The following is a 15,609-nucleotide window of genomic DNA, read 5'->3' as shown; positions in this document are numbered from 1 at the left end:
CCGGGTCACCGTCCGTGCTGGGGACGCGCCCGTAATCCGTCGAGAATCTGGCTGCCCAGCATCGTGACGTCACCGGCGCCCATGGTGATCACCACGTCGCCCGGCAACGCCAGCCCCGCGACTTGGCGCCCGACCCGCGACATATCCGGCTGGTAGTGCACCGGCTTCGTCACCGACTGCGCGACCAGCGCACCGTTCACGCCGGGCAGCGGCTTCTCCCGCGCGCCGTAGACGTCGAGCACGACGACCTCGTCGGCCAGGCTGAGCGCGGCGCCGAAGTCCTGCGCGAACGTCGCGGTCCGGCTGTAGAGGTGCGGCTGGAAGACCACGATCACCCGGCCCTGCCTGGACCGGGCGCCGTCGCGCGCCTCCTGCTGGACCAGTTCGGCGGCGGCGCCGAGCACCGCGCGCACCTCGGTGGGGTGATGGGCGTAGTCGTCGAACACCCGCACGCCGTTCTCCCGCCCGGCGAACTGGAATCGTCGATGCACACCCCCGAACCCCTCCAGACCCTGGATGATCTCCCCCACCTCGGCGCCGGCGGCCCGGGCGGCGAGCAGGGCGCCGAGCGCGTTGAGCGCCATGTGCCTGCCCGGCACCGCCAGGCGCAGCGCGCGCGGCGCGGCCTCGTCGGCGAGCTGGAACTGCGCGATGCCGCCGACGTCGCGCGGCTCCCAGCTGTGCAGCCGGGCGCCCACCGCGACCGGCGCGTCCGCGAGGTCGCCGGAGCCGTAGCCGAGGACCTGGACGTTCCGCTCGGCCAAGCGCTCGCCGACCCGCTCGGCCAGCGCCCGCGAGCCGGGATCGTCCAGGCACACCACCAGCAGGCCGCCCGCGGCGAGCCGGTCGGCGAAGTCGTCGAAGACCTGGACGTAGGCCTCGTCGGAGCCGAAGAAGTCCAGGTGATCGGACTCGATGTTGGTGACCACGGCGACGTCCGGGTCGTATTGCAGCAGCGAGCCGTCGCTCTCGTCGGCCTCGGCCACGAAGATGTCGCCGGTGCCGTGGTGGGCGTTGGTGCCCGCCTCGTTCAGCTCACCGCCCACCGCGAACGACGGGTCGACCCCGCAGTGCTGCAACGACACGATGAGCATCGAGGTGGTGGAGGTCTTGCCGTGTGTGCCGGAGACGAGCAGGGTGCGATGCCCTCGCATCAGCGACGCCAGCACGGTCGGGCGCAGCAGCACCGGGATCTCGCGCCGGTTGGCCTCGACCAGTTCCGGATTGGTCTTGGGGATGGCCGCGTACGTGGTGACCACGGCGGTCGGGCCGCCGGGTAGCAGGTCCAAGGCGGTGGCGTCGTGCCCGATCCGCACCTGCGCGCCGCGCGCGCGCAGCGCGAGCACGCCACGGCTCTCCTTGGCGTCCGATCCCGACACCGCACCGCCGCGGGCGAGCAGGATCCGCGCGATGCCGGACATCCCGGCCCCGCCGATGCCGACCATGTGCACGCGTTCCAGCTCCGGGGGCAGCCCTGTGCGTTCGGTGACGGCGTCCGGCGCGGCCTGGTCGGCGGTGGTGTCGCTCATCGGCGCGCCACCTCCATCGCGATCCGCGCCACCTCGTCGGCGGCGTCGCGGTGCCCGGCGCCCGCGGCGGCCCGGCCCATCTCGATCAGCCGTGCGGGGTCCATGAGCAGCGGAATCACCTCATCGATCACGTACTTCGGCGTCAACTCGGAATCGGGGACAATTCTGCCACCGCCCTGGCGCACCACGGGCCGGGCGTTGAGTTCCTGCTCCCCGTTGCCGTGCGGCAGCGGCACGTAGAACGCGGGCAGCCCCACCGCGGAGACCTCCGCGACGGTCATCGCGCCCGATCGGCAGACCACCGCGTCGGCGGCGGCGTAGGCGAGGTCCATCCGGGACAGGTATGGCACCGCCGCGTACCGGACACCGTCCGCACCGGCGGAATCGTCCACCTCGAGCGTGTTCTTGGGGCCGTGCGCGTGCAGCACCGAGATACCCGCGGCGGCGAGCTGGGGCGCGGCGCCGGAGACCGCCTCGTTCAGGGTCCGCGCGCCCTGCGATCCGCCGAAGACCAGCAGCACCGGTCCTTCGGCCGGCAGGCCGAAGTGCGCCCGCGCCTCGGCTCGCAATGCGGCGCGGTCCAATCCGGTGATCGATTCCCGCACGGGGATGCCTACCACGCGCGCGTTAGGCAGACCCGAGTCCGGGACCGCCGCCAGCACCCGCGCGGCGCGGCGGGCGCCGACCTTGTTCGCGATACCTGCCTTGGCGTTCGCCTCGTGCACCACCACCGGAACCGGCCGCCTGCGGCGCAGTACGCCCGCGCCCGCGGCGAGATACGCCGGCAGCGCCACGTAGCCGCCGAACCCGATGATCACGTCGGCCTCGACCGCGTCGATGACGGCACGGGTCGCGGCCACCGAGGCGCGTACCCGGCCCGGCAACCGCAGCAGATCGGCGGTGGGCTTACGCGGCAGCGGGACCGGAGGGATGAGCTCGAGCGGATAGCCGCGCTCGGGGACCAAGCGGGTCTCCAAACCGCGTTCGGTGCCCAGTGCCGTCACCCGGATCGAATCGTCGAGCCGCCGCAACGCGTCCGCCACCGCCAGCGCCGGTTCGATGTGGCCCGCCGTGCCGCCGCCCGCGACGATTACCGAGATCACCTAGATCTTCCCCGTTCTCTTGCGTGATTGACCGGATAACTGGGTTCCCAAGCCCTGGTGGCGCGCGCCGAGCTGGTGCCGCGGCTCTCCGGCGAGCGGCGCCGCGGCGGTTCCGCGCTGTACCGCCCGCCCCGCCCCCGCGGAAGCGCGGACGGTCCGCGGTCGGCCTGCCTGGGCGCCCGGCCGCGGCGGGCCGAACTCCCCCGGGCCGGTGCGTACACCTCGGGTTTGGGCAACCGCAACAGCCTACTGAAACGACCGTCCTGTCCGGCGTGCAGCGCCGCGACGGCCTCCGGTTCGTGGCGAGCGGCGTTGGCGATGAGCCCGAACATGAGCAGGGTGATCGCGAGCGATGAGCCACCGGCCGACACCAGCGGCAGCTGCAGTCCGGTGACCGGCAGCAAACCCACCACGTACCCGATGTTGATCATGGCTTGCCCGGCGATCCACGTCGTCGCGGCGGCGGTCAGCAGTTGCAGGAACGGATCCGCCGACCGGCTGGCGATGCGCAGGCCCGTGTAGACGAACAAGGCGAACAGTCCGAGCACCAGCGCGCAGCCGAGGAAGCCCAGTTCTTCGCCGATGATCGCGAAGATGAAGTCGTTGTGCGCGTTCGGCAAGTAGCTCCACTTGGCCCGGCTCTGCCCCAGCCCTCTGCCCCAGATCCCCCCGTCGGCCAGGGAATACAGCGCTTGCCGCGCTTGGTAATTGTCGCCTTGCGGATCGGAACCCGGGTTGAAGAAGGACCGGACCCGATTCGACCGGTATCCGGCGGACATCGCGAGCACGCCCGCGGCCACGACGCCGGAGACCGCGATCGTCACGAACAACCGGATCGGTAGGCCGCCGAACCACAGCAGGGCGCCGAGGATGATCCCGACCGCGACCGTGGTACTGAGGTTCGGCTGGACCACGATCAGCAGACACACCAGCACACCCGCCGGGACGAGCGGAACCAGGATGTCGCGCAGACCCGAACCGATCGCGCGCCGGGAAACCAGCAGGTGAGCGCCCCAGACGATCAACGTCACCTTCACGACTTCGGACGGCTGCACCGAGACCGGGCCGAGGATCAGCCACCGGCGGGCGCCCTGCACGCGGGTGCCGATACCGGGAACGAGGACGAGCACCAGCGCCAGTACCGACATCGCGAACAGCGGGAACGACGCTTGGCGTAACAGGCGCAGCGGAACCCGCAGGGCCAGATAGAACAGGACGGCGCCGATCGCCGCGAACAGGGTCTGCTGGATGAACAGCGAGTACGCCGACCCGCCTTCCGCGTATTCCACGACTCCGGACGCCGACAGGACCATGACGAGTCCCAGGGCCGTCAGCAGTGTCGCGATGGTAACGACGAGGTGGAACGACGCGAGCGGGCGTGCCAGCCACGCCGCGGGCCCCATACCCGACGCCCGGCTCCGCTGTGGCTGCGCGCCGGTCTTCTGGGTACCCGCTTTCGCTGTCGACCGCGTGCCGTTACCTTTACGCACCATGCGCCCCCCGGTTCACTCTCGGCCGTAACCGGAGCGGCGTCGGGATATCTCGGCGCCGAAAGCGATGCGGCGGTGGGCCCGCTGCTCCGCGAAGGTGGTTCGACCGACCGGAGTGGGCGTCCGGATCACACCCGCCCCGGTCGGCGGTCACCGCAAACCTCCGATGTCGGTGGTTCCCAGGTCGCGTTCTTCCAGGGTGTGCACCGCCGCGGCGAAGCTGCGACCCCGGTGGGTGTAATCGGCGAACATGTCCAGCGACGCCGCGGCCGGGGCCAGCAGCACGGTGTCGCCGCGGCGGGCGTACCCGGCGGCCGCTCGCACGGCGCGCGCCATGACGGCGTCGGCCGCGGCGGTTCTCGACGCTTCGTCACCCATCCCTGCATCGTCTCCCGCGATCAGCTCGACCACCGGGACCTCGGGCGCGTGTCGCGCCAACGCGGCCGCGATCACCGGCGCGTCGGCGCCGATCAGCACGGCCGCGACCAGGCGGTCGGCGACCTCCTCGACGAGGTCCTCGACGTGCGCGCCCTTCAGCTGGCCGCCGGCCACCCAGACCACCTGCGGATGCGCCAGGATCGAGCAGCGCGCGGCATGCGGATTGGTGGCCTTCGAGTCGTCGACGAACTCGACGCCGGCCAGCTCGCGCACGAACGCGGCACGGTGCGGGCCGACCTTGTGCTCGATCAAGCCCTCCCGGACGAACTGCGGCGCGATGTCGATCGCCCTGGTCAGCGCGGAGGCGGCGAGTGCGTCGGCGACGCCGGCGGGACCGGGCGGGCTGATGTCACCCACCTCGGCCAGGATCGCGGCCTTGGTGAACGCGCGGTCGAGCAACTTGCCGTCCACCACGCCGAGTTCGCCGTCGGCGGGCACCCCGACCCGGAAACCGACGGTCCGGCGCGCCTTGGACTTGCGAGCCAGCGAGGCCGCGACCGGATCGTCCAGGCCGACCACACCGACCCGGCCGACCAGCGCCCTGGCCTTGGCGGCGGCGTAGGCGTCCAGGCCGCCGTGCCAATCCAGGTGATCCTCGGCCACGTTGAGCACCACGCCGGCCTCCGGGCGCACCGAAGGCGCCCAGTGCAGCTGGAACGATGAGAGCTCGACCGCCAGCACCTGCGGACCGGGGTTGCGCCGCAACGCGTCCAGGATGGGAAGGCCGATGTTGCCGCAGGCGACGCTGGCGATACCGGCGGCGCGCAGGATGGCGTGGGTCATCTGGGTCGTGGTGGTCTTGCCGTTGGTGCCGGTGACGACCAGCCATTTGCGCACCGGGCCGTAGATCCTGGCCTGGTCGACCCACCAGGCGAACTCCACGTCACCCCACACCGGCGTGCCCTCGGACACGGCGGAGGCCAGCACCGGCGAGTCCGGCCGCCAGCCCGGGCTGGTGATCACCAGCGCGAACCGGCTCCAGTCGGTGTTCTCCAGCTCCGCTGCGGTGGCCACGTCCAGCCCGAGCCCGGCCGCCTCGGCCAGGGCGGCGGCACCGCCGTCGGTGACCACCGGGCGTGCGCCGATGTCGCGCAGCGGTTCGACCAGCGAGCGTCCCGAGACCCCCCAGCCCGCGACCAGGACGTCACGGCCGCGCAGGAATTCCAGCATGGGCCCGGGCGAGCGCAGGGCCCGCGGAGAATGTTCGACCATCTCGTTCACCCGACCGCGGAGAGGTATTCGCTGTAGAACAGCCCGAGCCCGACGGCGGAGGCCATCGCGGCCAGAAGCCAGAACCTGATGATCACCGTCGTCTCGGCCCATTTGCTGAGCTCGAAGTGATGGTGGAACGGCGCCATCTTGAACAACCGGTTGCGCGTCGTGCGGAAGACCGCGACCTGCAGCACCACCGAGGCGGTCTCGGCGACGAACAGCGCGCCGATCACGATCATCAGCAGCTCGGTGCGGGTGGTGATGGACAGGCCCGCCAGCAGGCCGCCGAGCGCGAGCGAACCGGTGTCGCCCATGAAGATCTTGGCGGGGGCGGCGTTCCACCACAGGAAGCCGACGCACGCCGCCGCGCCCGCGGCGCAGACCAGGGCGAGGTCCAGCGGATCGCGCACGTTGTAGCAGCCGGTCTCGGGCTTGGTCTCGCAGGCGTGGTAGTACTGCCAGAACGTGATGATCACGTAGCCGCCCAGCACCAGGCTCATCGATCCGGCGGCCAGCCCGTCGAGTCCGTCGGTGAGGTTCACCGCGTTCGACCAGGCGACGACCACGAAGCAGACGAAGACCAGGAACACGACCACGCCCATGGTCACCGTGCTGATGTCGCGCACGTAGGACAGGTGCCTGCTGGCGGGGGTCAGCCCGCTTCCGCCGCGGAACTGCAAGGCGAGTATGCCGAAGATCACGGCTGCGGACAGCTGGCCGAGATACTTGCCCGCCGCGGTCAGACCCAGGTTGCGTTGCTTGCGGATCTTGATGAAGTCGTCGACGAAACCCACCGCGCCGAGCGCCGTGGCCAGGCCGAGCACCAGCAACGCCGACGCCGACGGCCCATCGGCGTCGTAGCCGATGCCGATCAGATGGGAGCCGAGGTAACCGGCCCACATGCCGACCAGGATGGCGACGCCGCCCATCGTCGGGGTGCCGCGCTTGGCCTGGTGGCTGGCGGGACCGTCGACCCGGATCTCCTGCCCGAAGCCCTGCTTGGCGAACAAGCGGATGAGCAGCGGCGTCAGCAGGATCGAGACCGTCAGCGCGATCGCCGCGGCGAAGAGAATCTGTCTCATCCTGCTGCCTCCGTGTCCTGTCCCGCCCCGTTGTTCGCCGTGCCGCCGCGTGCGGTCACAGCGCCCGGGTCGGTCAGATGCTCGGCGACCTCCCAGAGGCCGACCGACTTCGATGCCTTGACCAGCACCACGTCGCCGGGGGCGACTTCCTTGTCCAGCAGTGCGATCGCCGCCTCGATGTCGGGTACGAGGATCGATTCCTCACCCCAGGACCCTTCCATCACCGCGCCCTGGTGCAGCGCGCGGGCGGGCCTTCCGGTGCCGACGACGACCACCCGGCTGACGTCCAGCCGCACCGCGAGCCGTCCGATGGCGTCGTGCTCGATGACGGATTCCTCGCCGAGCTCGGCCATCTCGCCGAGTACCGCCCAGCTGCGCCGCGGCGTGCCTGCCGCGCGGGCCATGCTCACCAGCGCTTTGAGCGCGGCGCGGACCGAATCCGGATTGGCGTTGTAGGAGTCGTTGACCACCGTGATCCCGTCCTCGGTGGTCCGCACGTCCATCCGGCGGGCCGACGCCGCGCGCGCACCGGACAGCGCCGCGGTGACGGTGTCGAGATCCGCGCCGCATTCCAGCGCGACCGCGATGGCCGACAGCGCGTTGCCCACCTGGTGCTCGCCGTGCACGGCCAGGCGCACCGGGGCGCTGCCCACGGGCGTGTGCACGGTGAACTCGGCTCTGGCCTGGTCGTCGAGCCGGATGTCGGTGGCCCGCACCTCGGCGTTCGTGGCCTGGCCGACGGTCACCACCCGCGCCGACGTGCGCGAGGCCATCGCGGCGACCTGCGGATCGTCGGCGTTGAGCACAGCCAGCCCGGTCGGCGGCAACGCCTCGACCAGCTCGCCCTTGGTCTTCGCGATCGCCTCGCGGCTGCCGAACTCGCCCAGATGCGCGGTGCCGACGTTGAGCACCACCCCGATGCTCGGTGGCGCCACCTCGGCCAGCGCGGCGATGTGCCCCGGCCCGCGCGCGGACAGCTCGAGCACCAGGAAACGGGTGCCCGCGTCGGCACGCAACGCGGTCCACGGGTGGCCGAGTTCGTTGTTGAACGAACCCGGCGGTGCCACCACCGTGCCCAGCGGCGCCAGGACGGCGGCCAGCAGGTCCTTGGTGGAGGTCTTGCCGGACGAGCCGGTGACGCCCACGACGGTGAGTCCGCCCTCGGCGGCCAGACGCGACACGCTGGCGCGGGCCAGCGCGGCGAGGGCGGTCAGCACGGCGGCACCGGATCCGTCCGAATCATGGCTGAGCGCAACCGAACTCGACGGCACGGCGCCGCGGGCGGGAGTGACGACGATGGCCGGCACGCCCACCGGCCGCGCCGCAAGCACCGCCACCGCGCCCGCGGCGATCGCCGCCTCCGCGTAGTCGTGGCCGTCGGAGCGCTCGCCCGGCAGCGCCAGGAACAGATCGCCGGAACCGATTCGACGCGAATCGAATTCGACCGCACCGGTCACTCGCACCTCCGGGTCTGCGACGTCGTGCAGCGTGCCGCCGACGACGTCCGCGATGTCCCGCAGTGTCATCTCGATCATGAAACCGTCAAGTCCTCCGCGTGGTTTCCTTGCGGACTGCGTCTTTCCAAGACGGCCGCGAGTACATCGCGGTCGTCGAACGGGTGCTTCACGCCCTGGATCTCCTGCCCTGCCTCATGTCCCTTGCCCGCGATCAGCACCGCGTCACCGGGGCGCGCCCATGCCACCGCGGCCGCGATCGCTTCCGCCCGGTCACCGATCTCCCGCACCTCGCCGCGTTCGGCCGCCGGGACCTCCAGCGCACCGGAGCGCACGGCGGCGCGGATGGCCGCCGGATCCTCGGTGCGCGGGTTGTCGTCGGTGACGATCAGCAGGTCGGCGCCGCGCGCGCCCGCGGCGCCCATCAGCGGCCGCTTCGCCGCGTCCCGATCGCCGCCCGCGCCGACCACCACCGCGAGCCGTCCCGCGGTATCCGCCGCGAGATGCCCGCGCAGCGTGGCGATCACGGACTCCAGCGCCGCGGGCTTGTGCGCGTAGTCGACGATCGCCAGGAAGTCCTGCCCGCGCTCCACCCGCTGCATCCGGCCGGGCACGTCCACGGTCGCCAACGCGGGCGCCGCGACCGACGGCTCGACGCCCGCCGCGGCGCACACCGCCACCGCGAGCAGGCCGTTGGCGACGTTGTAGTGGCCGGGAAGCCGCAGGCGCACGGGGATTTCCCCCTGCGGACCCGCCGCGGTGAAGTCTTGTTCGCCGCCGTGCGCCGACACCGCCCCGGTGACGCTCCAGGCGGCGGTGCGGGTGGTCGACACGGTGACGGGGTTCGCCAGACCAGCGGCCAGCCGCCGCCCCCACTCGTCGTCCACGCAGACCACGGCGGTGCGCGCCGCGACCGGCGAATCCGGTTCGAACAGCTTGCGTTTGGCGGCGAAGTAGTCCTCGAAGTCCGTGTGGAAGTCGAGGTGGTCCTGGGACAGGTTGGTGAACGCGCCCACCGCGAAACGCACCCCGTCCACCCGGCCCAGCGTCAGCGCGTGGCTGGACACCTCCATCACCACCGCGTCCACGCCCTGCTCGACCATCAGTGCGAACATCGCGTGCAACTGCGGCGCCTCGGGGGTGGTCAGCGCGCTGGGCACCCGCCTGCCGCCGATCCTGGTCTCGATGGTGCCGATCAGCGCGGTGGACAGCCCCGCGGCGGCCAGACCCGCCTCCACCAGATAGGAGGTGGTGGTCTTGCCCGAGGTCCCGGTGATCCCGACGATGCGCAACCGCTCGGACGGATTGCCGTAGATCGTCGCCGACAGCTCGCCGAGTACGGCCCTGGGGTTCTCCCGCACCAGCACCGGCACCCCGAGCGGCCCGGCCAGCTCCGCGCCCGCCGCGTCGGTCAGCACCGCGACCGCGCCCTGGGCGACCGCATCCCGTGCGAAACGCGCGCCGTGCGCGCGGGCGCCGGGCAGCGCGGCGAACAGGTCACCGGGGAGCACCGCATCCGAGCGCTGCTCGATGCCGGTGACCGATACGCCGTGTACAGCCGATTCGGGGCTCGTCGCGGCCCCGATGACGGCGGCCAGCGACGCCAGCGGCGTTGACGGCGAATGCTCTGGCCGCAATGCGCGCGGTTGACCGGACTGCACAGAAACCAGGCTCCTTTCGGGGGCGGTGATCGACGTGTCAGGTTACCGGCGACCGGTCACGGCGGGACCATGCGCCCCATCGCAAACCCGGGGAGGTCGCCAACCGCACCCTACGGGCTCGTCCACCCGGTCCGGACCGCGCCACGCGGCGCCCGGACGCCACCGGGTGAGGACGCGGCGCGCACGGCGGTCCGCCGCGTGCCCTCGCACCTCGAACACCGCACTCACCTGCTGTTTCCTCCGCACAGATCCGATGTCTTCGCTACCGCTCGCACATCCGTTCACACCGGGCCGGAAAGCTCGATCACCCCGCCTGCAGGACGAATTGCCTGGACGGCTGCGCGGACGGCGGAATACGGTCGCGCTGCAGCGCCCAGGAGGCGATGTTGTGGAACAGCGGAGCGACCGAACCGCCGCCGGAGCCGTCGGAACTGCGGACGGGCGCGTCGAGCATGAGCCCGATCACGTACCGCGGATTGTCCGCGGGGACCATGCCCGCGAACGTGATCCAGAACGACGACGTGGAGTAGCACCGGCAATTCCGGTCCACCTTCTGCGCGGTCCCGGTCTTGCCCGCCACCTGGTAGCCGGTGATGGCCGCGGGCCATCCGGTGCCGTTCTGGTTGGCGTTCATCGGGTCACGCTGCACCACCGCCTGGAACATCGTCCGCAACGTGGCGGCGGTCTGCTTGCTCACCACCCGCACGCCGTCCGGCTGGGTCTCCTCGGTCCGGGTGCCGTCCGGCGCGATCTTCGCGCGCACGATCCGGGGCGGGATGCGGACGCCGTCGTTGGCGATCGCCTGGTACATGCCGGCCATCTGCAGCGTCGTCATCGAAAGGCCCTGCCCGATCGGGAGATTCGCGAAGGTCCCGCCGGACCACTGATCGCGGTCGGGCATCAGCCCCGCGCTCTCGCCCGGCAGGCCGATGCCGGTGCGCTGGCCGAGCCCGAACCGATGCGCCATGTCGGCGAAGTGGTCCTCGCCCACGCGCTGCGCGAGCATCAGCGTGCCCACATTGGAGGACCTGCCGAAAATGCCCGTGGTCGTATAGGGCTCGACGCCGTGCGCCCAGGCGTCGTGCACGGTGACGCCCGCCATCTGGATGGCGCCGGGCACCTGATGCACCTCGTCCGGATCGGTCAAGCCGTATTCGATGGCCGCGGCGGCCGTGACGATCTTGTTCACCGAGCCCGGCTCGAACACGTCCGTCACCGACGGGTTGCTCAGCTGGGCATTGGCCCACTTCTGCGGGCCGAGGCCGGGGTTGAAGGTGTTGTCGTTGGCCATCGCAAGGACCTGCCCGGTCTTGGCGTCCAAGACGACGGCCGAAGCGGAACCCGCACCGGACACGTCCTTGGCCTGCTGCACCTGCTGCTGCACGTAGTACTGCAGATCCGAGTCCAGGGTGAGTTCGACGGCGGACCCGTTGACCGCGGGCTGTTCGTCACGCCAGCTGCCGGGGATGACCGCACCGTCGGAACCGCGATCGTAGGTGTGCGATCCGTCCGTGCCGGCCAGCGCCGAGTCCAGCGAGGACTCGAGGCCGACCTGCCCGTGGCCGTCCCAGCCGACGGCGCCGACGACGTTCGCCGCCAGCGACCCGCCGGGATACACCCGGGGGCTCTGCTGGTCGGAGCCTACTTGCGGGAACTTCTCGGTGATCTCGTCCGCGATCCGGGGATCCACGTTCTGGGCGAGGAATACGAATTGCTCGTCGCTGTTCAGCTTCGCGAGCAGGTCCGCTTCCGCGGGCGCGTCTTTGCCGAGTTTCTCGTGGATGGTGCGCGCGATGTCGCGCAACCGCTGGTCCGGATCGGGCGCCTTGTCGCTTTTGGCCTTGGCGTCCGCCAACTCCTTGCGGACGGCGACCGGCCGGAAGTGCAGGGCTTTGGCCGAGACGGTGAAGGCCAGCGCCTTGCCGTTGCGGTCGTTGATCGGCCCGCGGATCGCCGGGTCGGGCTGATGGGTGGTGCGCTGGCTGGCCGCCTGGGCGGACAGTCCGGGCGCGGCGACACTCTGCACCCACAGCAATTGCATCGTGACCACCGCGAGCGCGACGAGCATGACCACCCGGCCGACGCCGAGACGCAACCGGAGCGGACCGTCCGGGACAGCTTTGGTCGAGGACCGCTGCCTGCCCGCGGCGCGCGGCGCCGCAGGCCCACGTCGCCGGCGCGGCGCGGGCCTGGGATGCGTCACTGCGGCACTCCGTCGGGCGCCGGTTCCGGCGCGGGCGCTGCTTCCGGCTGCGGCGAAGCCGCTTCCGCGGGCGGCTGGGGCGCGGCGGCCTGCGGCGCCGCGGGCGGTTCGGGCTGCGGCGGGACAGCCGCCGCGGGCGACGTCGGGACCGGGCCGGCCGGCGCGGGCGCCGCGTTCACCTGAGCGTTGTTCTGCGGCCCGCTGTTCGGACGGCCCGGCACCGGGGCACCGGGCGTGGTGGTGACCGGAACCACCCGCTCCCCCTGTGGCGAGCGCGCCGAAGGCCCGGCGTTCAGCGGCGGCACGGGAGTGCCCTGGGCCGGGGTGGGCTTGCCGATCACCGTGACCGAGCCGTCCGGCCCGATCAACAGGCGGGCCGGGTCCTTGGCGGGGATCATTCCCAGCTCCCGCGCGCGCAGCGCCAGTTCCGGGGCCGAATCGGCGACCTCGACCTCGCGCTGCAGCGCCGCGCGCTCGTCGGCCAGCCGCCGATTCGTCGCGCGCGCGTCACCGAGCTGATAGCTGTCCTCGGCGGCACGGGTGGTCAGCAGCAAGGTGAGCGCGAGGCCGCAGCCGAGCAGAACCAGGATGGCCGTGACGAACGGAATGCGCGCGGCCATCGCCGACCGCCGCACGGTGGGCAGAAACGTGGTGTCCGAACCGGTTTCGGCGCGCATGCGCCGCTTCGCGTAGGCGCGCTGCGCCGCGCCGGATTTCACCCGCTCGGCATCCTGAACCCGCCGGGCGACCCGGCTCGGCGCTTCGACGGTCCGCGTCCGCACGCTCATCGATTCCCCTCCTGTGTCCTCCCGGGACGCCGGATCAGCACAGCGCGCCGCTGTCTCATCCGGCCTCCGACATCGCTGCGGGACATCCGCACCCGACCGGCGCGACGCGGCGCCGGGCACTGCTCGATCACCGCGCCTCCTGGATCCGCTCGGCGGCGCGCATGCGTACCGGCGCCGCCCGCGGGTTGTCTTCGATCTCCTGCTCGGTCGCCTTCTCCGCTCCGCGGGTCAGCATCCGGAACTCCGGTCCCATGCCGGGGAGCTCGACCGGCAGGTCCACCGGTGTCCTCGACGCGGTGTGCGCGACGAACTCGTGCTTGACCACCTTGTCCTCCAGTGACTGGTAGGACATGACGACGATGCGGCCGCCCACGCGCAGTGCGGCGAGCGCGGCGGGCAGCGCGGCTCGCAACGAGTCGAGTTCCCCGTTGACCTCCACCCGCAGCGCTTGGAAGGTGCGCTTGGCGGGATGCCCGCCGGTGCGGCGTGTCGCGGCGGGGATCGTGGCGTACAGCAGCTCCACCAGCTCCGCGCTTGTGCTGAACGGTTTGATCCGGCGGCGGCGGATCACCTCGGAGGCGATCCGGCCGGCGAAGCGTTCCTCGCCGTAGGTCTTCAGCACCCGGGCCAGGTCGCCGTGGCTGTAGGTGTTCAGCACGTCGGCGGCGGTGAGTCCGCTGGTCGGGTCCATCCGCATGTCCAGCGGGGCGTCCACGGAATAGGCGAAGCCGCGATCGGCCTCGTCCAGCTGCATCGAGGAGACGCCGAGGTCCATCAGGATCGCCGAGACCGAACCGATGGCAGACAGGCCTGCCTCGGACAGCGCGTCCGAGATACCGTCATAGCGGGTGTGCACCAGCGTGATTCGATCCGCGAACGGCGCGAGCCGCTCACCGGCCAGCTTCAAGGCGGTGGTGTCGCGGTCGAGACCGACCAGGTGGATGTCCGGGTAGGTGCTCAGGAAGTGCTCGGCGTGACCACCGAGACCGAGCGTCGCGTCGACGTAGACCGCGCCGGGCTCGGCCAAGGCCGGACCGAGCAGCGCGTCGGCTCGCTCGAGCAGAACCGGAACATGGCGGGGACCGCGCTGTTCACGGTTCACCTCGACCTCCCGGAGTCCTGCCTCACGTCGTCGCGCACCGCCACACGGGTCGCCTTGATACAGAGTGCTTTCGATACGGATTACGAATGCCCCGGGGTCTCTGACCGAACTCCGGCACCTGGCGTCGGGGAAGTACGTCAGGGTCCGCGTCCGGGCAGAGACCGCGTGGCACTCGTGCGCCCGCGGCTAGAAGATTCCGCCCAGCGACTCGTCTCTGGCTTGCGAAAAGTCCTCCTCGTGCTCGGCGAGGTAGGACTCCCACGCCTGCTTGTCCCAAATCTCCAGGAAGTCGACCGAACCGATCACCACGCAGTCCCTTTGCAGGTTGGCGTAGCGACGATGGTCGGCGGACAACACGATCCGGCCCTGCGCGTCCGGACGTTGCTCGTCCGTTCCGGCCGCGAGTGCCCGGACGAAAGCACGGGCCTGCGGGTTGCTTCGAGACGCGGCCGCGGCACGCCGAGCGAGCGCGGTGAACTCCTCTTTCGGGTACACGGCAAGGCTGTGGTCCTGCCCCTTCGTGACCATCAACCCTCCCGCCAGATCGTCTCGAAACTTCGCAGGCAACGTGAGTCGCCCTTTGTCGTCCAAGCGAGGTGTATAGGTACCGAGAAACAACTCGATACCTCCCTAACGATCACCTCGATGGTCGGCCCTTCAGTACTGCGCGCTCCACATTACCCCACTTTCCCCCACTTTCAATCGAAACAGGCGGTGATCTGGCTCCCGACCCAGACGATTACGCAGGTCACCCCAGCTATCACCGCCGTGGAGAACTTTCGCGAGTTCTGCCGACACGCGCCGCCCCCCGGGACAAACGCCCGAAAACACCCAGCAAACGCTCTGATGCCCCCCGGATAGGGGGCGTGGTGGGGGAAGTCTGTGGGGAGGTGTGGGGGAAGGGGGAAGTCCGGTTCGAAGATCATCGTGTGGCGATCGGACACACACGCGAACCGGCGACGCCGCACCATCGCGGTGCGGCGTCGCCGGTTCTGCTGAAGTTGTCAGGCTACGGGCGAGCTATTCCTGCTCGAACCGCCGCCGGAAGCGATCCTCCATGCGCTCGGAGAAACCGCCCGATTTCCGCTGCCGGCCTCGCCCGCCCGAACCGGAGGTCGCCTGACCGCCGGACCGTTCGTCCTTGGCGATGTTCTTCGAGGTGCCGAGCAACAGGATTACACCGGCGCCGAACATCACGATGAATCCGATCAGGCTGATGATCGGGAAGCCGCCGGGCTTCACGGGCGCGGCGATGCCCGCGACGAGGAGAAAGAGGCCGAGGACGAACAACGCCGCGGCCTGGAGTCTGCGACGACTCGAGGTCGAACGTAGCCGTCCGCCGCGGACGGATGAGGCGAACTTGGGATCCTCAGCATAGAGAGCGCTCTCGATCTGTTCGAGCATGCGCTGCTCGTGCTCGGAGAGTGGCACGGTACCTCCCCCGGCACTAGGACGTGGCTGTCGCCTCCGGGTAGGCGACAGATAGCCGACCTTGGCGGCCATCTGCCACCAATGATACGAGTTCGATCAGGGCCAGACCACCTTAT

Annotated in this window: 12 protein-coding genes; all 12 read right to left on the bottom strand. The window is 70.9% G+C overall.

Annotated elements, in window-relative coordinates:
- Positions 1-5: 5 nt before the first annotated feature.
- On the bottom strand, positions 6-1,529 hold the full coding sequence (gene murC, locus ACGF7Y_RS34195; RefSeq protein ID WP_393241384.1) for a UDP-N-acetylmuramate--L-alanine ligase: 1,524 nt from the start codon (positions 1,527-1,529) through the stop codon (positions 6-8).
- Positions 1,526-2,632, bottom strand: coding sequence for an undecaprenyldiphospho-muramoylpentapeptide beta-N-acetylglucosaminyltransferase (gene murG / locus ACGF7Y_RS34190; protein WP_357041448.1), 1,107 nt, complete (start codon positions 2,630-2,632; stop codon positions 1,526-1,528). The genes murC and murG overlap by 4 nt, the downstream gene beginning before the upstream one ends.
- A complete protein-coding gene (ftsW, locus tag ACGF7Y_RS34185) occupies positions 2,629-4,035 on the bottom strand; it encodes a putative lipid II flippase FtsW (RefSeq protein ID WP_393241436.1) in 1,407 nt (468 codons plus the stop codon). The genes murG and ftsW overlap by 4 nt, the downstream gene beginning before the upstream one ends.
- Positions 4,036-4,272: 237 nt before the next feature.
- On the bottom strand, positions 4,273-5,730 hold the full coding sequence (gene murD / locus ACGF7Y_RS34180; RefSeq protein WP_393241433.1) for a UDP-N-acetylmuramoyl-L-alanine--D-glutamate ligase: 1,458 nt from the start codon (positions 5,728-5,730) through the stop codon (positions 4,273-4,275).
- A 47-nt stretch (positions 5,731-5,777) separates the two neighbouring features.
- Entirely contained in the window at positions 5,778-6,854 is a 1,077-nt protein-coding gene (gene mraY / locus ACGF7Y_RS34175) for a phospho-N-acetylmuramoyl-pentapeptide-transferase (RefSeq protein ID WP_062977371.1), read from the bottom strand.
- The gene (gene murF, locus ACGF7Y_RS34170; RefSeq protein WP_393241380.1) at positions 6,851-8,389 is read right to left on the bottom strand and encodes a UDP-N-acetylmuramoyl-tripeptide--D-alanyl-D-alanine ligase; all 1,539 of its coding nucleotides are present in this window, start codon (positions 8,387-8,389) and stop codon (positions 6,851-6,853) included. Before murF ends, mraY begins: the two co-directional genes overlap by 4 nt.
- Positions 8,386-9,969, bottom strand: coding sequence for a UDP-N-acetylmuramoyl-L-alanyl-D-glutamate--2,6-diaminopimelate ligase (locus ACGF7Y_RS34165; RefSeq protein ID WP_393241378.1), 1,584 nt, complete (start codon positions 9,967-9,969; stop codon positions 8,386-8,388). The genes murF and ACGF7Y_RS34165 overlap by 4 nt, the downstream gene beginning before the upstream one ends.
- Before the next feature lie 304 nt (positions 9,970-10,273).
- Positions 10,274-12,172: a peptidoglycan D,D-transpeptidase FtsI family protein gene (locus ACGF7Y_RS34160; protein WP_393241375.1), complete on the bottom strand. Its 1,899-nt coding sequence runs from the start codon at positions 12,170-12,172 to the stop codon at positions 10,274-10,276.
- Positions 12,169-12,960, bottom strand: coding sequence for a hypothetical protein (locus tag ACGF7Y_RS34155; protein WP_168434103.1), 792 nt, complete (start codon positions 12,958-12,960; stop codon positions 12,169-12,171). Before ACGF7Y_RS34155 ends, ACGF7Y_RS34160 begins: the two co-directional genes overlap by 4 nt.
- Positions 12,961-13,087: 127 nt before the next feature.
- On the bottom strand, positions 13,088-14,062 hold the full coding sequence (gene rsmH, locus ACGF7Y_RS34150) for a 16S rRNA (cytosine(1402)-N(4))-methyltransferase RsmH (protein ID WP_393241372.1): 975 nt from the start codon (positions 14,060-14,062) through the stop codon (positions 13,088-13,090).
- Positions 14,063-14,248: 186 nt separating this feature from the next.
- Positions 14,249-14,680, bottom strand: coding sequence for a division/cell wall cluster transcriptional repressor MraZ (gene mraZ / locus ACGF7Y_RS34145; protein ID WP_039797118.1), 432 nt, complete (start codon positions 14,678-14,680; stop codon positions 14,249-14,251).
- A 402-nt stretch (positions 14,681-15,082) separates the two neighbouring features.
- Complete coding sequence (locus tag ACGF7Y_RS34140) at positions 15,083-15,493, bottom strand: DUF3040 domain-containing protein (RefSeq protein WP_393241431.1); 411 nt, start codon at positions 15,491-15,493, stop codon at positions 15,083-15,085.
- Between the last annotated feature and the right edge of the window lie 116 nt (positions 15,494-15,609).

The organism is Nocardia sp. NPDC047654 (assembly GCF_043205035.1).
In the GTDB taxonomy this organism is placed as follows: domain Bacteria; phylum Actinomycetota; class Actinomycetes; order Mycobacteriales; family Mycobacteriaceae; genus Nocardia.
The sequence above is the reverse complement of the archived record's forward strand: the minus strand, read 5'-3'. Positions and strand labels throughout refer to the sequence as shown.

Excerpts from the sequence above, each read along its gene's own strand:
- murC (WP_393241384.1), bottom strand. The coding sequence starts at position 1,529 with ATGAGCGACACCACCGCCGACCAGGCCGCGCCGGACGCCGTCACCGAA.
- ftsW (WP_393241436.1), bottom strand. The coding sequence starts at position 4,035 with ATGGGGCCCGCGGCGTGGCTGGCACGCCCGCTCGCGTCGTTCCACCTC.
- murD (WP_393241433.1), bottom strand. The coding sequence starts at position 5,730 with ATGCTGGAATTCCTGCGCGGCCGTGACGTCCTGGTCGCGGGCTGGGGG.
- mraY (WP_062977371.1), bottom strand. The coding sequence starts at position 6,854 with ATGAGACAGATTCTCTTCGCCGCGGCGATCGCGCTGACGGTCTCGATC.
- murF (WP_393241380.1), bottom strand. The coding sequence starts at position 8,389 with ATGATCGAGATGACACTGCGGGACATCGCGGACGTCGTCGGCGGCACG.
- ACGF7Y_RS34155 (WP_168434103.1), bottom strand. The coding sequence starts at position 12,960 with ATGAGCGTGCGGACGCGGACCGTCGAAGCGCCGAGCCGGGTCGCCCGG.